This is a genomic window from Amycolatopsis sp. NPDC104775 (assembly GCF_055583325.1).
In genome coordinates, this window is record NZ_JBVJOE010000001.1 from 669,166 (window position 1) to 687,233 (window position 18,068).

Sequence of the window (18,068 nt, forward strand, 5' to 3'; positions counted from 1 at the left end):
CTGCGAGGAGGACGCGATGACCACGGGGTTCGACCTCGTCACGATGGGCCGGATCGGGGTGGACCTCTATCCGCTGCAGACCGGCGTGGGCCTGGAAGACGTCACCTCGTTCGGCAAATACCTCGGCGGCAGCGCGACCAACGTCGCGGTCGCCGCCGCCCGGTACGGCCGTTCCTGCGCGGTGATCACCAAAACCGGCGACGATCCGTTCGGCCGGTTCCTGCGCCGGGCGCTCGCCGGATACGGCGTGGACGACCGGTTCGCCGGGATCTCGCCGAACCTGCCAACGCCGGTGACGTTCTGCGAGGTTTTCCCGCCGGACGATTTCCCGCTCTACTTCTACCGCTACCCGAAAGCCCCGGATCTCGACCTCTCCCCCGGCGAACTCGACTTCGACGCGATCCGCGCCGCGAAGGTGTTCTGGGCGACGGTGACCGGGCTGTCGCAGGAACCGAGCCGCTCGGCCACACTCGCCGCGCTGGAAGCCCGCGGCCGAGAAGGCATCACCGTGCTCGACCTCGACTACCGGCCGATGTTCTGGGAGTCGCGCGAGCAGGCGCGCGAATGGGTCGGCAAAGCGCTGGACCACGCGACGGTCGCGGTCGGCAACCTCGACGAATGCGACACCGCGCTAGCCGTCCGTGAGCCGCGCGATGCAGCGAAAGCCTTGCGGGACAAGGGTATCTCGCTCGCTGTGGTGAAGCAGGGGCCGAAGGGCGTGCTCGCGGTGGACGACACCGGCGAAGTGGAAGTGCCGCCGGTTCCGGTGGAGGTGGTCAACGGTCTCGGCGCGGGTGACGCGTTCGGCGGCGCGCTGGTGCACGGGCTGTTGTCCGGCTGGGAGACCGAGCGGATCATGCGGTTCGCGAACGCCGCGGGTGCGCATGTGGCCGGGGAACTCGCCTGTTCGGACGCGATGCCGACGGAGGACCAAGTACTGCGCAGGCTCGGAGGAGGGGAATGAACACCGTCGAGCGGATCGTCGCCAAACGGGTGCACGATCCGGAGGCGATCGCCGAAGCCGCCGCCGCGCGCGTGCGGGCGAAATCGCCGTTCAACGACAAAGGCGCGGCGATGATCATCGCCGCCGATCACCCGGCGCGCGGAGCGAACGCGGTCGGCTCCGATCCGCTCGCGATGGCCGACCGCGGCGAACTGCTGGATCGGCTGTGTCTCGCGCTGGAGCGCCCCGGCGTGACCGGCGTGCTCGCGACTCCGGACGTGATCGACGATCTGCTGCTGCTCGGCGTGCTGAACGGCAAGACGGTGCTCGGGTCGATGAACCGCACCGGACTGGCCGGGTCGAGCTTCGAGATCGACGACCGGTTCGCCTGCTACGACGCGGAAACCATCGCGCGCATGCGGTTCGACGGCGGCAAGATGCTCACCCGGATCTGCCTCGACGACCCGGCCACGCCGAGCGTCCTGGAGAACACCGCGAAAGCCGTGGACGCGCTCGCCGACCGGAAACTGCTCGCGATGGTCGAGCCGTTCCTGTCCGTCTGGGCCGGCGGGAAGATCAAGAACGACCTCTCCCCCGAGGCGGTGATCCGGTCGATCACCATCGCGTCCGGGCTCGGCCGGTCCTCGGCCTACACCTGGCTGAAACTGCCGGTGGTCGCCGACATGGAGCGCGTATTGGCGGCCTCGACGCTGCCCGCGGTGCTGCTCGGCGGCGAGGTGACCGATCCAGACGCGGCGTTCGCGTCCTGGCAGGAGGCGCTGGCGTTGCCGACGGTGCAGGGTTTGGTGGTCGGGCGTTCGCTGCTCTACCCGCACGACGGCGACGTGGCCAAGGCAGTCGACACGGCGGTGGGGTTGCTGTGAACAAGTTCAGTCTCGTCATCACTCCCGAATCGGCCGGATGGGGTTTCTCCGGCCTGCGCGTGCTGGAACTCGACGGCACCGAAACCGTCTCCACCGGCGACGCGGAAACGCTGGTGCTCCCGCTGTCGGGCAGCTGCTCGGTCACAGTGGACGGACAAACCTTCGAGCTGGCCGGCCGTCCCGGCGTGTTCGACGCGGTGACCGATTTCGCTTATCTGCCCAGGGATTCCGAAGCCGTAGTGGCCGGCCGGGGAAGGTTCGCCCTGCCGTCGGCGAAAACCTCGAAGCGGCTGCCCGCGCGCTACGGCCCGGCCTCAGGAGTGCCGACCGAACTGCGCGGCGCGGGCAACTGCAGCCGCCAAGTCAACAACTACTGCCTTCCGCACACCTTCGACGCCGACCAGCTGCTCGTCTGCGAGGTGCTCACCCCGGGCGGGAACTGGTCGTCCTACCCGCCGCACAAACACGACGAGACGCGTGCGGGCGAAAGCGAGCTGGAGGAGATCTACTACTTCGAGGTCGCCGGTGGCGGCATGGGCTACCAGCGCGTCTACGGCACCCCGGAGCGGCCGATCGACATCCTGGAAGAGGTCCGCACCGGCGACGTCGTGCTGATCCCGCACGGCTGGCACGGTCCGTCGATGGCCGCGCCCGGCTACGACCTCTACTACCTGAACGTGATGGCCGGTCCCGGACCCGAACGGGCCTGGCTGATCTGCGACGACCCCGCGCACGCGTGGGTGCGCCAAACCTGGGAATCCCAGGAAGTCGATCCGCGGCTGCCGTTCGGAGGCGCACGATGAGGCTGACCACCGCGCAAGCCCTGGTGCGGTTTCTCGCCAACCAGTACTCCGAACGCGACGGCGCCGAACATCGGCTGATTCCGGGCTGTTTCGGGATCTTCGGGCACGGCAACGTCGCCGGGCTCGGCCAGGCGCTGCTGCAAGCCGCGCATTCCGGGACTCTCCCGTACTACCTCGCCCGCAACGAACAAGGCCAGGTGCACGCCGCGACCGCGTTCGCGAAAATGCGCAACCGGCTCCAGGCGTTCGCCTGCACCGCGTCCACCGGGCCCGGGTCCACGAACATGATCACCGGTGCCGCGCTGGCGACCACGAACCGGCTGCCGGTATTGCTGCTGCCGAGCGATGTTTTCGCCGGTCGTGTCCCGGATCCGGTGCTGCAGCAATTGGAAGACCCGCGTTCCGGCGACGTCTCGGTGAACGACGCGTTCCGCCCAGTGTCGAAGTATTTCGACCGGATCACCCGCCCGGAACAGCTGATCCCGGCCGCGCTCGCCGCGATGCGGGTGCTGACCGATCCGGTGGAAACGGGCGCGGTCACGCTCGCGCTGCCGCAAGACGTGCAGGCCGAAGCGTACGACTGGCCCGAGGACTTCTTCCGCCGCCGCGTCTGGCATGTCGACCGCGCGGCACCGGCTCCCGAAGCCGTCGCCCGCGCCGCGGAACTGCTGCGGTCCGCGAAGGCGCCGCTGATCGTCGCCGGTGGAGGCGCCGTGTACTCCGAGGCGTGGGCAGAGCTACGCGCTTTTGCCTCGGCTACCGGGATTCCGGTCGCCGACACCCACGCGGGCAAAGGCGCGGTTCCGTGGGACCACCCGTGCGCGGTCGGCGGGCTCGGCTCCACCGGCACTTCCGCCGCGAACGCACTGGCTGCGGACGCGGACGCGGTGCTCGGCATCGGCACCCGGTACAGCGACTTCACCACCGCTTCGCACACCGTTTTCGGCAACCCGGACGTGCGGTTCGTGAACCTCAACGTCGCCCGGTTCGACGCCGCGAAACACTCCGCCGAGATGATGGTGGCCGACGCCCGGCGCGGCCTGGAAGCGCTGTCGACCGCGTTATCCGGCTGGCAGGTCTCCGACGCCTATCGCGCGCGGACCCGGCAGCTCGCCGGCGAATGGAACCGCACCGCCGAAGCCTGCTTCGACCTCGGGCACGCTCCCCTGCCCGCGCAGACCGAGATCCTCGGCGCGCTGAACCGCTCGCTCGACGACAGCGACGTCGTGATCAACGCCGCCGGTTCGATGCCTGGCGACCTGCAAATGCTGTGGCGAGCGAGAGATCCCAAGTCCTACCACGTGGAATACGCGTATTCCTGCATGGGATACGAGGTCGCCGCGGGCGTCGGAGTGAAGCTGGCCGCGCCGGAGCGCGAAGTGGTCGTGCTCGTCGGCGACGGCTCGTATCTGATGATGGCGCAGGAGATCGTCACGCTGATCGCCGAACGGCTCAAGGTGATCATTGTGCTGGTGCAGAATCACGGGTTCGCGTCGATCGGTTCGCTGTCGGAATCGCTGGGCTCGCAACGGTTCGGCACGTCCTACCGCTATCGCGCCGGCAACGATTTGCTGGAGGGCGACGTGCTGCCGGTCGACCTCGCGGCCAACGCGGCGAGCCTGGGCGCGACGGTGCTGCGAGCGTCCACGGTGGACGAGTTCCGGGCGGCTCTCAAGCAGGCCAAGGCGAATCCGGTGACGACCGTAGTGCACGTCGAGACCGACCCGCTCGCGCCCAATCCGCCTGGTTCGGCGTGGTGGGACGTGCCGGTGAGCGAAGTGTCCGATTTGGACTCCACAAGGGCGGCTTACGCGACCTACCTGGAAGAGAAGCGGAACCAGCGACCGTATCTCTGACGCTTCGGTGCCCGCCGAAGCGTTCTCGCCGCACCCTTGTCTCGTGACCGCACCAACTTCCGCACACAGGCAACGGCTGGCACTGATCGCGCTCTGCCTGCCCTTTTTCATCGTCCAGCTCGACGCCACCGTGGTGAACGTCGCCGTCGAAGCGATCCGGCGGGACCTCGGCGGCGGCTTGGGCGGCGAGCAATGGGTGATCGCCAGCTACACCATCGCGCTGGCCGCGGGCATGCTCACCGCGGGCTCGCTCGGCGACCGGTACGGCTCGCGGCGCGTTTGCGTGCTGGGGATCTTCGTGTTCGGCGTCGGGTCCGCGCTGTGTTCGCTGGCCCCGAGCCTCCCGGTGCTGATCGCCGCGCGAACGCTGCAGGGCGTCGGCGCGGCCGCGTTGCTGCCGTGTTCGCTCGCGCTGATCGTCCGGCAGTTCCCGGAGCCGAGGGCGCGAGCGCACGCACTCGGCCTCTGGGGCGGCATCGCGGCCATCGGCCTCGCCACCGGACCGGTCGCGGGCGGCGTGCTCATCGCGTTGGCCGACTGGCGGGCGATCTTCTGGGTCAACGTTCCGTTCGCCGCCCTCGCTATCGTGCTGACCTGCCGTTACGTCGTCGAATCGCCGTCCCGGCGAGACCGTCGCCTCGATCCGTACGGGCTCGTCCTCGGCACCGTCGCGTTGTCCGCGCTCGCCGGCGGGCTGATCCAGGTCGGCCGGTCCGGCTGGGCTCTCCCGCTGGTCGCCGCCGGAGTACTGACCGGCCTGGCGTTCGTCCTGGTCGAGCGGCACCGGCGCGATCCGATGCTGCCGCTGGCGATCTTCTCGTCCCGCCCGTTCTCCGCGGCCAGCGTCGCCGGGCTGCTCTTCAATTTCTGCCTCTACGGCACCCTGCTCTGCCTGTCGCTGTTCCTCCAAGGGCCGCTGCACCAGAGCCCGTACGCGACTGGCATGCTGACGCTCCCGCTCACCATCGCGATCGGCATCGGGGCCACCGCCAGCGGACGGCTGACCGCGCGTTTCGGTCCCCGGGTCCCGATGCTGGCCGGGTTCAGTCTCGCCGGACTCGGCGCTGTCCTGCTGGCCGCGGCCGATTCCCTGCCGATGGCGGTCGCGGGCGGCGTGGTGCTGTGCTGCTGCTCGATCGCGATGCCCGCGATGACGTCGGTGGCGATGTCGACGCCGCCCGAAGAGCACACCGGACTGGCCAGCGGGGTGTTGAACACCGCCCGGCAAACCGGCGGCGCGCTGGGCACGGCGGTGCTCGGCACGCTGCTCACCGCGGGCTCGACGATGTCGCTGAGCATCCCGATGACCGTGGTCGCCCTCGGTTACGCCGCCGCGGTCGGGTGCACCCTGCTGGCCACCCGCCCGCGGGAACTGGCGGCCTTACCTCGCTGATCCTGCGGGCACGAGCAGGGTCGCGCGGTGCACCAGCCATTCCAGCGGACCGCGCCGCCGCCAGTGCCGCCACGCCACCGACGCGGCCAGCATCACCGCGACCACCGTCAGCAGAAACACGAACGAATACGGCTTCGGCACCAGCTTCAAGACCGCGAAATGCGCCGCGTACCAGGTGAAAGCCATCCCGCCGGCCGCGGCGAGCGGCCACAGCGCGCGACGGCCGAGCGGCCGGTCCAGTGCGATCAGCAGCCCGCCGAGCAGCACCATCGCGACGCCGATCATGAGCACGATGCCGAGCGGGCTGGTGGCGTACAGCGATCCGTCCGTCGGCATCGCCAGGAGCACCTGCCAGGGCATCCCCGGCGGCGGGGTCGTCGCGATCGCGTCGGCTCCGCCCAGCGGATAGGTCGCGATCCACGAACCGAGGACCGACGCGGAAGCGAGCACGAAACCGGTGTACAGCAAGCGAATCCGGATCCGGTGCGCGCGAAGGTCGAGGCGGCCGATCGCCATCCCCGCCAACGCCAGCGGCAGACCATAGGCGACCTGGAAACCACCGCCGGTCAACACCAGTCCCGTGAAGAACTCGCCCCATTGCTCAGGGTGGCCGAAGATCGCCAGCCCGTTCGCGGTTTCGGACCGCAGCCATTCGGAATGGGCGTTGAACACCCAGAACGCGTAAAGCGTCACCGCGGGCACGGCGATTCCGGACAGAATGAACAACGTTCGCGCACGCAGCCGGGTCAGCGGCAGCAGCAAGACGAGAAGCACCGCGTAGTACTCGATCACCGACATGCCGTACTCGTCGATCACCAGGCTGAGCACGAACAGCACCACCGCCCGGACCGCGAGCCTGCCGCGGGCGCGCCACCGTTCGTTCCCGGCGTACGGGGTCGCGCCGCCGGTCATCAACGCCGCGGACAGCCCGAACAGCAGCACGAACAGGCTCATCGCGCGGGAAGACGTCTGCACGTTCAGCCACGTCAGGAATGCCGGGGCCTGATCGGGCGGGCCGCCGTGCAGCCAGCCGCTGGCGAAGAAATGCTCGATGAACACCCCGACGATCGCCAGCGCGCGCACCGCGTCCACGCCGAGCAGCCGTCCCCTCGGCACCCGGGTTTCCGCCGGATCCCGTATCGCTTCCGTCCTCATCGGACTCCTTTCCCTGGTCGCTTCCCGGCCAAGGTAGGAACGGCGGATCACCGGCCGCCGGGAATCGCGTTGCGGCGGACCGGAGGAAACCCATCGGTCTGGTAACAGCGCTTCCCGGGCAGCGCGCGGACGGCAAAATGGCTACTGTGCGAAGCATGCGGAGGACAGTGGTCGCGACGGTCGCGTTGCTGTCGCTCACCGCTTGCTCCGATGTGGACGGTGTGCGCGTCGCTGGCCCGGCTCCACCGGCAGCAGCCGCCCCGGCACCAGCGAACAATCCGCGCGGCCCGAGCGTCGACGCGGTTGCTTTGCTGCGTGCGGATCCGACGGTCAGCGCGAGGACGAAGGCGGCGCTGCAGCCGTGTCCGTACGGTCCGAGCGCCGGGTCGTATCCGGTCAGCACCGCCTATCACGAGCTGACCGGCGAGGTCGACGTCGTGGTGAACGTGTACCCGTGCGGCGCGGTCGGGGCTCCGGGCATCGGCAGCAGCGGCGCGACGGGCGTGCCGGTCAGCGCGTATCTCGGCGGCTACGTCTACACCATCGGCGGGAAACAGCTGTTCAAACTGGAGAACTCCGGCGCCATGCTGACCGTGCTCGACGGGCAGCTGGCCACGATGTCGGCGACCGGACCGAACAACGGGGTGGCCCGCTACCACTGGACCGGCAACGGTTTCTCGCCGGGGTGAGAGGGGACATGACGCAGGTATTGCTCGTCGAGGACGACGACGTGATCCGGGAGGCGACGCAACTCGCCCTGGAACGCGCCGGGTTCCGGGTGTCGACGGCCGCGGACGGGCTCGCCGGGCTCGACCAGTTCCGCGCGCAGCCGCCGGACGTGGCGTTGCTCGACGTGATGCTGCCCGGGCTCAACGGGGTCAGCCTGTGCCGCCGGATCCGCGAGGAAAGCCGGACGCCGGTGCTGATGGTCTCCGCCCGCGACGACGCGGTCGACGTCGTGCTCGGGCTCGAAGCCGGCGCCGACGACTACGTCACCAAACCGTTCGACACCGCGGTCCTGATCGCGCGGATCCAAGCGGTGCTGCGGCGAAGCGGCTGGTCCGGGCCCGAGGAGGACGCGTTCGTCCGCTTCGGCGACCTCGAAATCGACCGCGCCGGACTGGACGTGCGCCGAGCCGGGCAGCCGGTGGACCTGACGCCGACCGAACTCCGGCTGCTGCTGCGCTTCGCCGAATCGCCCGGCACTGTGCTCAGCCGGGACACGTTGCTGGCCAGCGTGTGGGACTACGCGTGGGGCGGCGACACGCGGGTGGTCGACGTCCACGTGCAACGGCTGCGGGTGAAGATCGGTCAAGACCGGCTGCAAACCGTGCGGGGCTTCGGATACAAGCTCCGCGCCGAGCCGTGAAACTCTTCCCCGCCACGCTTCGGTGGCGGCTGACCGCGGCGGTCGCGCTCGTGTCGGCCGCCGTAGCGCTGACGTTGAGTTTGCTGGTACACCAGCAATTCGCGCGCACCCAAGCCGACCAGGCACGGCGTGCGCAAGACGAATGGATCCAGCTGCTGTTGCGCAACCCCGGCGTCGACGGCCAGTTCGACGATCCGGCGCTGCCCGCTCCCCTGCGCGACGCCGTCCGTGGCGGCTACCGAGCGACCTATTTGGACGGACCGGTGCTGTGGGCAGCCGCCGAATCCGGCGGGCACGTCGTTTCGGTGCGAGTCAGCTATGCCGCGCAAACGCAGGCATTGGCCACTGTGGATCGGGAATTGCTGGCGGGTTCCGCTGTCGTGACCGTCGCCGGGGCGCTGCTGGGCGTCGTACTCGGCGCCGGGATGGCCCGTCGCCTCCGGCGGGCCGCCGACGCTGCCCGCGACGTTGCGAGCGGCGCCACCACCAGAGTGCGCGACGCGATCGGCCCCCGCCCGAGAGACGAAACGGCCGACCTCGCGCAAGCCGTGGACGCGATGGCGGACGCCTTGCAGGCCCGGCTGGCCGCGGAACAACGGGTCACCGCGGACATCGCGCACGAACTCCGGACCCCGGTGACCGGTCTGGTGACCGCCGCCGGACTGCTGCCGCCCGGACGCCCGGCGGAACTGGTTCGCGACCGGGTCGCCGCGCTGCGGTCGCTGGTCGAGGACGTGCTGGAGGTGGCCCGGCTGGACACCGCGGCCGAACGGGCGGACCTGGCGGAATTCGACCTCGCGGAATTCGTCCGGCGGCGGGTGCCGGACGCGGTGGCCCCGGCCGCGGTCCCCGTGCGGACGGATCCCCGGCGGCTGGAGCGGATCCTGGCGAACCTGCTGTCGAACGCGGCCAAACACGGGGCCCCGCCGGTGACTGTCGAGGTGGAGGGGCGGTGCGTGACGGTCAGCGACCGGGGGCCAGGGTATCCGGAGGTGCTGCTCCGGGAGGGACCCGCGCGGTTCCGGACCGGCACGGACTCGCGGGGCGGGGGGCACGGGCTCGGGTTGACGATCGCGGTCGCGCAGGCGCGGGTGCTGGGGGCGGAGCTGGAGTTCGCGAACCTCCCGGAGGGCGGGGCGCGGGCGGTGCTGCGGTTGCCGGAATCGTCGGTCCGGGAAGGACTTCCTGCGGACACCTGAGTCCGGGGGGGACGGCTCCTCGCAGGGAACCTGAGCCCGAGAAACGACTCCCCGCAAGAACCCGAGCCCGAGGAACAACTTCCCGCAAGAACCCGAGCCCGGGAACGACTCCGTGCGGGAATCAGGTTCCAGGCGAAGGAGCCCCTCCATGCTTCCGGGGCGAGCGGGCGAAGTCCGGGAAGCAGCCCCTCGAGAACGGCGCACCGGACGGAAGCCGGAGGAAGCTGTCCCGTTGTCGGCCTTCTCAAAGCCCCGCCGGGATGACAAGCTGCTCACCAGCCGGTCGCCTCGGGGCCGGCTCGCATGATGACAACGTTGTCAGCCCTGGAGGTAGCGCGTCCATGTGGTCGCAGAAGAGACGGGTGGCCGCCGCGGCGGCGGGGTTCGTGCTGGCCGGGCTGGCGCCCGCCACGCCCGCGAGCGCGGCGGCGGCGGATCCGGTGACGCTGGTCAACCCGTTCGTCGGCACGCAGAACTTCGGCAACACCTTCCCCGGAGCCAGCGCGCCGTTCGGCATGGTCCAGGTCAGCCCGGACACCGGCGGCCAAGGCGGCTACGACTACCAGCAGAACTCCCTCTACGGGTTCAGCCAGACCCACCTCTCCGGCGTCGGCTGCGGCGTGATGGGCGAACTGCCGGTCATGCCGACCACCGGGGCCGTCGATTCCGTCGACAAGAACTCCTACAAATCCGGGTACAGCCACGACGACGAGCAGGCCGAACCCGGCTACTACCGCGTCGGGCTCAAGAAATACGGCGTCAACGCCGAACTCACCGCCACCCCGCGCACCGGCTGGCAGCGCTACACCTTCCCGTCGACCGGACAGGCCAACGTGCTGTTCAACACCGGTCAGGCGAACCAGTCGGTGAAGGATTCCGAGATCCACGTCGTCGGCGACCGGACCCTCGAGGGTCGTGTGCGCGCGGGCGGCTTCTGCGCGGGGCACGACGAGCACACCGTCTACTTCACCGCCACTTTCGACCGCCCGTTCGCCTCCTACGGCACCTGGCGCGGCACCACCCGCACCGCGGGCAGCCGCGACGCCGCGGGCACCGGCGGCAACGGCGCGTGGGTCAGCTTCGACGCCGCCGCTGACCACGACGTCGTCCTGAAAGTCGGCCTCTCCTACACCGGCCTTCCTGGCGCGAGGGAAAACCTCGCGAAGGAAACCGGCGACAGCTACGACTTCGACGCCACCCGCGCCGCGCTGCGCAAGCAGTGGTCCGATCGGCTCGGCGCGATCAAGATCAGCGGCGGCACCACCGAGCGGCAAACCGCCTTCTACACCTCGCTCTATCACGCACAGCTGCACCCGAATCTGGCCGGCGACATCAGCGGCGACTACGCGGGCTTCGACGGCAAGGTCCACCATGCCAACGGCTACACGCCATATCAGAACTTCTCGCTCTGGGATACTTACCGCCCGCAAAACCAGCTGCTGGAAATGCTGGAACCGCAGGTGGCCCGGGACGTCGCGCTGTCCGTGCTGGCGATCGGCCGCGACGGCGGCTGGCTGCCGAGATGGGCGCTGGCGGGCAGCGAAACGAACATCATGACCGGAGACCCGGTGACGCCGTTCCTCGTCGAGGCCTGGTCGAAGGGTTTGCTGGCCGGGCACGAGGACGAGGCGTACGCGCTTCTCAAGAAGAACGCGACCAGCACGCCACCCGCCGATTCGCCGTACAACGGGCGCTCCGGCGTGAACTACTACAACGATCGCGGTTACATCCCCAGCGGTCTCACCCTCGGCAAGGACTGCGCGGCCAAGGGCGGCGACAACGACTGCGAGCATCCGACGTCGGCGACCATGGAGTACTCCGCCGCCGACGCCGCGCTCGCGTTGATGGCCAAGGGTCTGGGCCACCAGGCCGACGCGCGGATGTTCGCCGAGCGCGGCCAGTGGTACCGCAACGTCTGGAACGCCGCGGACAAGCAGTTCCGTCCGCGCACCACTGACGGCACCTGGCTCGCGCCGTACGATCCGGTCGACGCCGACCATCAGTTCCACGAAGGCGGCGCGTACCAGTACCAATGGCTGGTCCCGCAGGATCCCGCCGGGCTCACCGAGCTGATGGGCGGCAAGCAGGCGACCGAAAAGCGGCTCGACTCCTTCTTCGCCTACGGCAACCTGCTCAAGGACCCGGCGGGCACCGCGCGCAAGGACTGGATCGCCAGCCCGTACGACTACTACGCCAAGGCCACCTACAACCCCAACAACGAGCCCGACCTGCTCTCGCCGTACATGTACAACTGGGTCGGCGCTCCGGCGAAGACCGCGACCGTCGTCCGCGCGGCGATGACGCTGTTCACCACCGGTCCGGACGGCATGACCGGCAACGACGACCTCGGCACGATGTCCGCTTGGTACGTTTTCTCTTCGCTCGGCCTGTATCCGACGATGAGTGGTGCGAACTTCCTCGCCGTGTCCAGTCCGCAGTTCGAATCGGCGACCGTCCAGATCGGACAGTACGAGGGCAAGCAGGGCGGAACGCTCACCGTCACCGCTCCGGGTGCGAGCGACACGAACCGTTACGTGCAAAGCGTTTCGCTCAACGGCCGGGACGTCCGGCAGACCTGGCTCGACTGGTCCGTGGTCGCGCACGGCGGCACCCTCGCCTACCAAGTCGGCTCGACGCCGTCCCGCTGGGGCACGCAGCCGGGGACGGAACCGCCCTCGGTGAACAAGGCGACCGGCGATCTGCGTCGGCATGTGGACACGACGCTGCGGCCGGGTTCGATTGTCCTGCCCCAACAATCGGCAGCGCAGACTGTCCACTTGAACCTGGACGTTCTCGGCCAGAGCCCCGGTGCACAGCCGGTCTTCGTGACGTCGTCGGCACCGTCCGGCTGGCAGGTGCGGACCGAACCACTGCAGCTGGTGTGGTCTTTCCGGCTGCCGACGCAGAAGACCGCGCCGGTGACGGTGACCGTTCCGGCGAACACGCCAGTCGGGACGTACTCGGTACAGCTCAAGGCATCCGGACCGGGAGCGAATACCGTCACCCGCACCGCGAGCATCGAGGTCCGGGAACCGACGGTGTGCGCGACGACGTCCGGAACTCAGTGCGCGGTCGATCTCAGCCACGACCGAAACCACGACGGTACCGCGACTGTCGCGGCGTCCACGGAGGGCAATTTCGACGGCAGTGGGTGGAGCTACGATGCCGACCTGATGCCGAAAGCCGGTCCATTCGTCCATAATGGAGTCACCTACGCGGCACCCGATTCCACCGGGACCGCGGCGAATTTCGTGGAAGCACGCGGGCAATCGTTGCTCCTGCCAGCCGGTAAGCACCAAACGGTCCAGCTGATCGGGTCGTCGCACAACGGTCCGGTGTCCACCTCGCTGACCGTGCACTACAGCGACGGGTCCAGCGCGGATCTCCCGGTGACGTTCGGCGACTGGGCTGGATCTACGCCGTCCGGCACGTCGGTCGTGCTCGACCTGCCCCATCGCATCAAGGCGGGCAGCGGGGTCGACGGTCCGCCGGTGCGGCTGTTCGGCATCGCCTCCACAGTGGACAGTGCCAAGACCGTCCAGTCGGTGAGCCTGCCGAACGACCCGCGCGTCCAGCTCTACGCGATCACCCTGGCCTGAACCCAGAGCCCGGCCGGGTTCGCCGGATCCCTCCCCTTCGTCCGGCGAACCCGGCCATCCCCCGCATCCCCCAGTCCCCCAAGCCGGAAGCCTCAGGCGGCCGCGGGCACCGCCGCGACGCGACCCATCGCCTCGGCATAGCACGCCTCAAAAGCATCCAAAGTGGACTCCAGCGCGTGCCCGGCGATCATCCGGCCGCTCGCCGCCCCCATCCGTGCCCGCGTCGCCGGGTCGGCCGCCACCGCGTGCAGCCGCTGCGCCAGTTCCCCCGCGTTTCCCGGCTCGAACAGCCAGCCGTTGTATCCCGGGCGGCACAGGTGCGGCAGCGCCATCGCGTCCGCGACCACCACTGGCTTCCCCGCCGCCATCGCCTCCATCGTGGCGAGGCTCTGCAGTTCGGCGATACCGGGCATGCAGAAGAGATCCGCGGCCGCGTAGGCGTCCAGCAAGTCCTCTTCGGACACAAACCCGCGGAACCGCACCCGGTCGGCGATGCCTAGTTCGTCAGCCAGCTTTTCCCATTCGACCCGGCACGAACCGTCGCCGATGATCTCCGCGCGCAGTCCGGGCACGAGCGAGACAGCACGCAGCAGCTCGTCAACGCGCTTCTCCTCGTCAAGCCGTCCGACGAACAACACCGTCGGATCATCGGAGGTCCGCGACACCGTGCGCAACCGGTAGCGATCGATGTCGATGCCGCACGAAACTGGAATCGCACGCTTCGGGAAACCGTTGTCGTGCAAAAGTTCCACCGCGCGCGGCGTCGGCGCGGTCACCACGCGGGCACTCGAGAACACTCGCGTCAGGTCACGCCACGCCCACCGCGAAGCCGCGCCACGCAGCCAGGTCGGCACTCGCACGTGGCCGAAGAGGTTCTCCGGCATGAAGTGGTTCGTGGCCACCGCCGGGACACCCATCTCCGCGGCGTGCTTCAACACATACCTTCCGACCACGAAATGCGCTTGGACGTGCACAAGGTCCGGCTGCAACTCCTCCAGTAGCGCAGCGACGTCCTTGCTCACCTCCCAGGGCAGGCCGATCCGGAAGGTCCGGTGGAACGGCGTGCGATGCGACCGGACGCGATGCACCACGACGTCGCCGTCTTTTTCGGTGCGTGCCGGGCCGTCCGGGTCGACGCTGATCACGTGGACCTCGTGGCCGCGTCCGGCGAGGCCGGTGGAGAGCCGGTACGCGAACTGCGCCGCGCCGTTGACGTCCGGCGGATAGGTTTCAGCGGCGACCACTACGCGTAAAGGCCGGTCGTCGTTCACAAGGCGCTCCGATCTGGTTAAAGGGACAGAAGAAGAACTGCTCCGGCTCAGCACCGCGACACCGCCGACCGCGAGCACCGCCGCGATCAGCGCGACCGCGGTCGCCGCGGCGTCGAGGTGGGTGGCTTCCCCCAGCACCCCGGCGCCAAGACCCACTGCGACCAGCGGATCCACGACAGTCAGGCAAGCGACGGCGAGATGCGGCGGACCGCACCGGTAGGACAACTGCACGAGCCAGCCGCCGATCAGCAACGCCGTCACCATCACGGCAACGGACACCGCGGTGCCGAAATCGACGGTGCCGCCACGTATTTCGAGGGAAACCGCTCGCATCAACACCGAAACGAAGCCATAGGCGGCACCGCCAGCCGCGCCGAAACACAATCCGCGGACTGACGACCGAGAAGCGAGCGCGCCGATCAGCGTCAGCAGCGCCACGACCCCCAGCACCAGCAACGCCGCCCGCGTTTGCGCGTCGGCGCCGACCTCGGTGCTCGTGGTGCTGCCCGCGGCGACGGTCACGAACGTCCCGACGCCGAGCATGGTGACCGCGACCGCGGGCAGATCTTGCCGTCGCCGGCCGAGAATCGCGGTGATCGCGACGGCGATGACACCGACGGGCTGCACGACGGTCAGCGGGGCCATCCCCAGCGCGACCGCGTGCACGCCCGCGCCCGAACCGAGCAGGGCCAGCCCGCCGAGCCAGCGCGGTGCCCGGATCAGTTCCCCGATCCGCGGCCGGCCGGACAGCCCGGTGACCACCCCGTGCTGCAGAAGTGCGCCAACGGAAAAGAAAACCGCGCCGAGCACGGCAAGCGCGATGGCGAGAATCGTCATGAGGCCACCTTGGTTCGGGCCATCGCGGCGACGGCGAAAAGCTGCGCGTACAGCAGGGCGTACAGCACGCGTTCGAACAACCCGAGGAACTCGGGCACGGACTGCTCCAGCAACGGCGCGTGTGCCAGCAGAAAGGCGAGCGAGGCGGCGCCGGAGGCCAAGGAAAGCCAGCGCACCGCCTTGGCTTCCGGATTTCGGCGCGCCAGCAGCCATCCGGCCAGCGGCAGGCAGACGAACATCGCCGCACCGGCGTAACGGTGCACCGCACCGGAAAACGACGTCTCCGTGCCGGTCGGGTCGGTCGGGAAAAACGTGGCGACGACCAATCCGGCCGCCCACAACGCGATCAGCACCGACGCCGGGCCGTGTTTCGGCAACCCCTGCCTGAGCAGTGCGTGCCGGACCACGAGCGACGCACCGGCCAGCCCGAGCGAGGCGACCGCCAGCAGCGCTGCTCCGCCGGGTGGGAAGACGTAATCGCTGATGACGTCGCGGACCGGGTCGACCGCGCCCGCCGCGACCACGTGCAGCAGCAGGATCGGCACCAGCGAAAACGCCAGGGCCGCGGTCGCGAGCACCGGCGCCGCCGCACTGGCCTTCCGCGTCATGAGGGTCACATCGATCAGCATGCTGGCGGCCGTGACCGCCGGGCATCGGGGAACACCCTGAGATGCACCCCGGGAATCCCCTGCCTGCTTCTGGGCCTTTTCCCGCCGGGCCGGACCGGCCGGGGCACCCCGGATGAACTGTCAACACGCGAGCTGAATAGGGCGTTATACACCAGTCGGCGCGCCGGGATCTTACTGTCCTTTATGGACGTATGGGTCCCTCACCCGGGTGGATGTCGGGTCCGCAGAGCGAAGCCGCGTGCCGCCGCCCCCGCCCTGCTGACGGCGCGAAACCGCGCCAGCGGTCGGCGGCCGCGCCGGGTGAGCCCGCGGTTGCCGCCTCCGTGGCCCCGTGTTCAGATCCCGGCGAACCCCAGCCGAAGGAGCGCAATTCCCATGCAGAGGGCATTCGTCAAGGCGGTCGTCGGAGCCGCAGCCGTCGTCGCGCTGGTCAGCGCGTGCGGATCGGGCGGCGGGAACGACTCGTCCGGATCCGGAGCGTCCGGGCAGAACACCGCCCAGTCCAGCGGAGCCGCGCAGCCCAGCGGAGCCAACCAGTCCGGCGACGCCGGGCAGAACGGCGCGTCCGGCCAGAACGGCGCGCAGGGCCAGAACGGAGCCGCCGGGCAGAACGGCCCGGCCGCGCAGGCGGTCACCGCCGCGATCCAGCAGGCTTCGCAGGCCTCGCCGATCAAATTCGAGCCGGAGAAGGCGGAACTGACCGGCAAGGCCAAGGAAGGCCTGGCCGCGATCGCGAAAGCCATGCAGGGCAACGACGTCAAGCTGAAGGTCGAAACCCACGCCGGTTACCCGGACGCGGAGAAGGCGAAGAAGCTGTCCGAAGAGCGCGCGCAGGCGATCGCGACCGCGCTCGAGGGCGACGGCGTCGCCAAGGACCGGGTGCAGGCCGAGCCGAGCGGCAACGAAAAGGCGCAGGGCGACCAGGCGTTGGACACGCAGCTCAGCGTCGCTTCGTGACTCGTGCCCCGTCCCCCCGCCGGCATTACCTGGTCGGGCCGAGCGGGTATCCGAACTTCGGCGACGAGCTGATCGCCGCGGCTTGGATTCGCCGCTTGGCCCGCACCGAACCGGACGCCGAGGTCTGGCTCGACACGCATTCGCCGGGACCGGCACAGCATTTGCTCGGCGCTTTGCACCCACGTTTGCGCTGCACGGACACTTTGTGGCGGCTGTGCGGCGAAGCGCCGTCGGACGATCCGTGGGAAGTCGCGTCCTGGGTGCAGGCCGCGGTGCACGACCCTGGTCGCGCACCGCGCTGGGACGCGGGGATCGAACTGCTCGGCGAGCTCGACGTCGTGCACCTGATCGGCGGCGGCTACGTCAACGCGCTGTGGCCCCGGCATCTGGGATTGGTCGCCGGGGCCGCCGCGGCCGCACAGCGTTCCGGAGCCCGTTCGGCGATGACCGGACAGGGATTCGTCCCGTTCCCGCCGGGCGCGGCCGGGTTGCTGCGCACGCTCGCCGAACGGTTCGACGTCGTCGACGTCCGCGACGATCCGTCCGCCGAACTCCTGCACGGTGTCGCGGGCGTCGGCCGGACCTGCGACGACGTCTTCCTCGACCCGCATCCGCCGACGACGCCCACCTCGCGCGAGTTCGTTCTCTGCATGCAGTCGGACATCGCGGCCGAGCGGCCGTCCGCACTCGCCGCGCAGGTGCTCGACCTGGTGCGGGCGTGGCGGCTCCCGCCGGGCGAACTCGCTGTGGTGGAAGGGATTCCTCGCGTCGACCGCGAGGTTTTCGCTTTGCTGGAACACGAACTTCCCGGCGCGGAGTTCCATCCGTTCCGCGACGTGTGGCACCGCGGCCTGCCGGTCGCGCCCGGGCAGACCTGGATTTCCAGCCGGTTCCACCTGCACCTGGTCGCCGCCGCCGCGGGCGCGACCGGCGTGGCGGTCGACGTTTCGCCGGAGTACTACACCACCAAACACCGGAGTCTGCTCGAACTCGGTTCCGGCTGGACGCTCGTGGCCGCCGGTGCCGAGAAGCCGCCGGAACGGCCTTCCGGCACCGGGTTTCCGGCCCACGTCCTGCACCACTGCGCGAATGCGAAACGCTCGGTCGCCGAAGCCGTGTACGGCCCGGAATTGCCCAGGTCCCGCACGCGGTGGCCGCGGCTCAGTTGAGTGC

The 18,068-nt window shown here is 69.6% G+C and carries 14 protein-coding genes; 11 read left to right on the forward strand and 3 right to left on the reverse strand.

Annotated elements, in window-relative coordinates:
- Positions 1 to 16: 16 nt before the first annotated feature.
- Genes iolC through ACZ63D_RS02790 form a run of 5 tightly spaced genes read left to right on the forward strand, consistent with a single transcriptional unit; the run spans position 17 to position 5,879 of the window.
- On the forward strand, positions 17 to 964 hold the full coding sequence (gene iolC, locus ACZ63D_RS02770; RefSeq protein WP_465352567.1) for a 5-dehydro-2-deoxygluconokinase: 948 nt from the start codon (positions 17 to 19) through the stop codon (positions 962 to 964).
- The gene (locus ACZ63D_RS02775) at positions 961 to 1,827 is read left to right on the forward strand and encodes a Cgl0159 family (beta/alpha)8-fold protein (protein ID WP_465352568.1); all 867 of its coding nucleotides are present in this window, start codon (positions 961 to 963) and stop codon (positions 1,825 to 1,827) included. The genes iolC and ACZ63D_RS02775 overlap by 4 nt, the downstream gene beginning before the upstream one ends.
- A complete protein-coding gene (gene iolB, locus ACZ63D_RS02780) occupies positions 1,824 to 2,630 on the forward strand; it encodes a 5-deoxy-glucuronate isomerase (RefSeq protein ID WP_465352569.1) in 807 nt (268 codons plus the stop codon). The genes ACZ63D_RS02775 and iolB overlap by 4 nt, the downstream gene beginning before the upstream one ends.
- Positions 2,627 to 4,486, forward strand: coding sequence for a 3D-(3,5/4)-trihydroxycyclohexane-1,2-dione acylhydrolase (decyclizing) (gene iolD, locus ACZ63D_RS02785; RefSeq protein ID WP_465352570.1), 1,860 nt, complete (start codon positions 2,627 to 2,629; stop codon positions 4,484 to 4,486). The genes iolB and iolD overlap by 4 nt, the downstream gene beginning before the upstream one ends.
- Positions 4,487 to 4,529: 43 nt before the next feature.
- Positions 4,530 to 5,879, forward strand: coding sequence for an MFS transporter (locus tag ACZ63D_RS02790; RefSeq protein WP_465352571.1), 1,350 nt, complete (start codon positions 4,530 to 4,532; stop codon positions 5,877 to 5,879).
- Here the strand turns inward: ACZ63D_RS02790 and ACZ63D_RS02795 are convergent.
- The gene (locus ACZ63D_RS02795) at positions 5,868 to 7,034 is read right to left on the reverse strand and encodes a DUF418 domain-containing protein (protein ID WP_465352572.1); all 1,167 of its coding nucleotides are present in this window, start codon (positions 7,032 to 7,034) and stop codon (positions 5,868 to 5,870) included. The two genes, ACZ63D_RS02790 and ACZ63D_RS02795, sit on opposite strands and share 12 nt — an antisense overlap.
- Before the next feature lie 155 nt (positions 7,035 to 7,189).
- Between ACZ63D_RS02795 and ACZ63D_RS02800 the strand changes: the two genes are divergently transcribed.
- From ACZ63D_RS02800 to ACZ63D_RS02815, 4 genes are all read left to right on the forward strand, one after another.
- Positions 7,190 to 7,723: a hypothetical protein gene (locus tag ACZ63D_RS02800; RefSeq protein WP_465352573.1), complete on the forward strand. Its 534-nt coding sequence runs from the start codon at positions 7,190 to 7,192 to the stop codon at positions 7,721 to 7,723.
- A gap of 8 nt (positions 7,724 to 7,731) precedes the next feature.
- Complete coding sequence (cseB, locus tag ACZ63D_RS02805; RefSeq protein WP_465352574.1) at positions 7,732 to 8,403, forward strand: two-component system response regulator CseB; 672 nt, start codon at positions 7,732 to 7,734, stop codon at positions 8,401 to 8,403.
- A complete protein-coding gene (locus ACZ63D_RS02810) occupies positions 8,400 to 9,602 on the forward strand; it encodes a sensor histidine kinase (protein WP_465352575.1) in 1,203 nt (400 codons plus the stop codon). Before cseB ends, ACZ63D_RS02810 begins: the two co-directional genes overlap by 4 nt.
- Positions 9,603 to 9,943: 341 nt before the next feature.
- The gene (locus ACZ63D_RS02815) at positions 9,944 to 13,201 is read left to right on the forward strand and encodes a GH92 family glycosyl hydrolase (protein WP_465352576.1); all 3,258 of its coding nucleotides are present in this window, start codon (positions 9,944 to 9,946) and stop codon (positions 13,199 to 13,201) included.
- Positions 13,202 to 13,293: 92 nt separating this feature from the next.
- Here the strand turns inward: ACZ63D_RS02815 and ACZ63D_RS02820 are convergent, their stop codons facing one another.
- Complete coding sequence (locus ACZ63D_RS02820) at positions 13,294 to 15,309, reverse strand: glycosyltransferase (protein WP_465352577.1); 2,016 nt, start codon at positions 15,307 to 15,309, stop codon at positions 13,294 to 13,296.
- Positions 15,306 to 15,917, reverse strand: a complete 612-nt coding sequence (locus ACZ63D_RS02825; RefSeq protein ID WP_465352578.1) for a DUF998 domain-containing protein — start codon at positions 15,915 to 15,917, stop codon at positions 15,306 to 15,308. The genes ACZ63D_RS02820 and ACZ63D_RS02825 overlap by 4 nt, the downstream gene beginning before the upstream one ends.
- A 396-nt stretch (positions 15,918 to 16,313) precedes the next feature.
- Between ACZ63D_RS02825 and ACZ63D_RS02830 the strand changes: the two genes are divergently transcribed.
- Positions 16,314 to 16,895: an OmpA family protein gene (locus tag ACZ63D_RS02830; protein WP_465352579.1), complete on the forward strand. Its 582-nt coding sequence runs from the start codon at positions 16,314 to 16,316 to the stop codon at positions 16,893 to 16,895.
- Positions 16,892 to 18,064 carry a polysaccharide pyruvyl transferase family protein gene (locus tag ACZ63D_RS02835; RefSeq protein WP_465352580.1) on the forward strand — a complete coding sequence of 391 codons (1,173 nt, stop codon included), beginning with the start codon at positions 16,892 to 16,894 and terminating at the stop codon, positions 18,062 to 18,064. Before ACZ63D_RS02830 ends, ACZ63D_RS02835 begins: the two co-directional genes overlap by 4 nt.
- Positions 18,065 to 18,068: the final 4 nt, after the last annotated feature.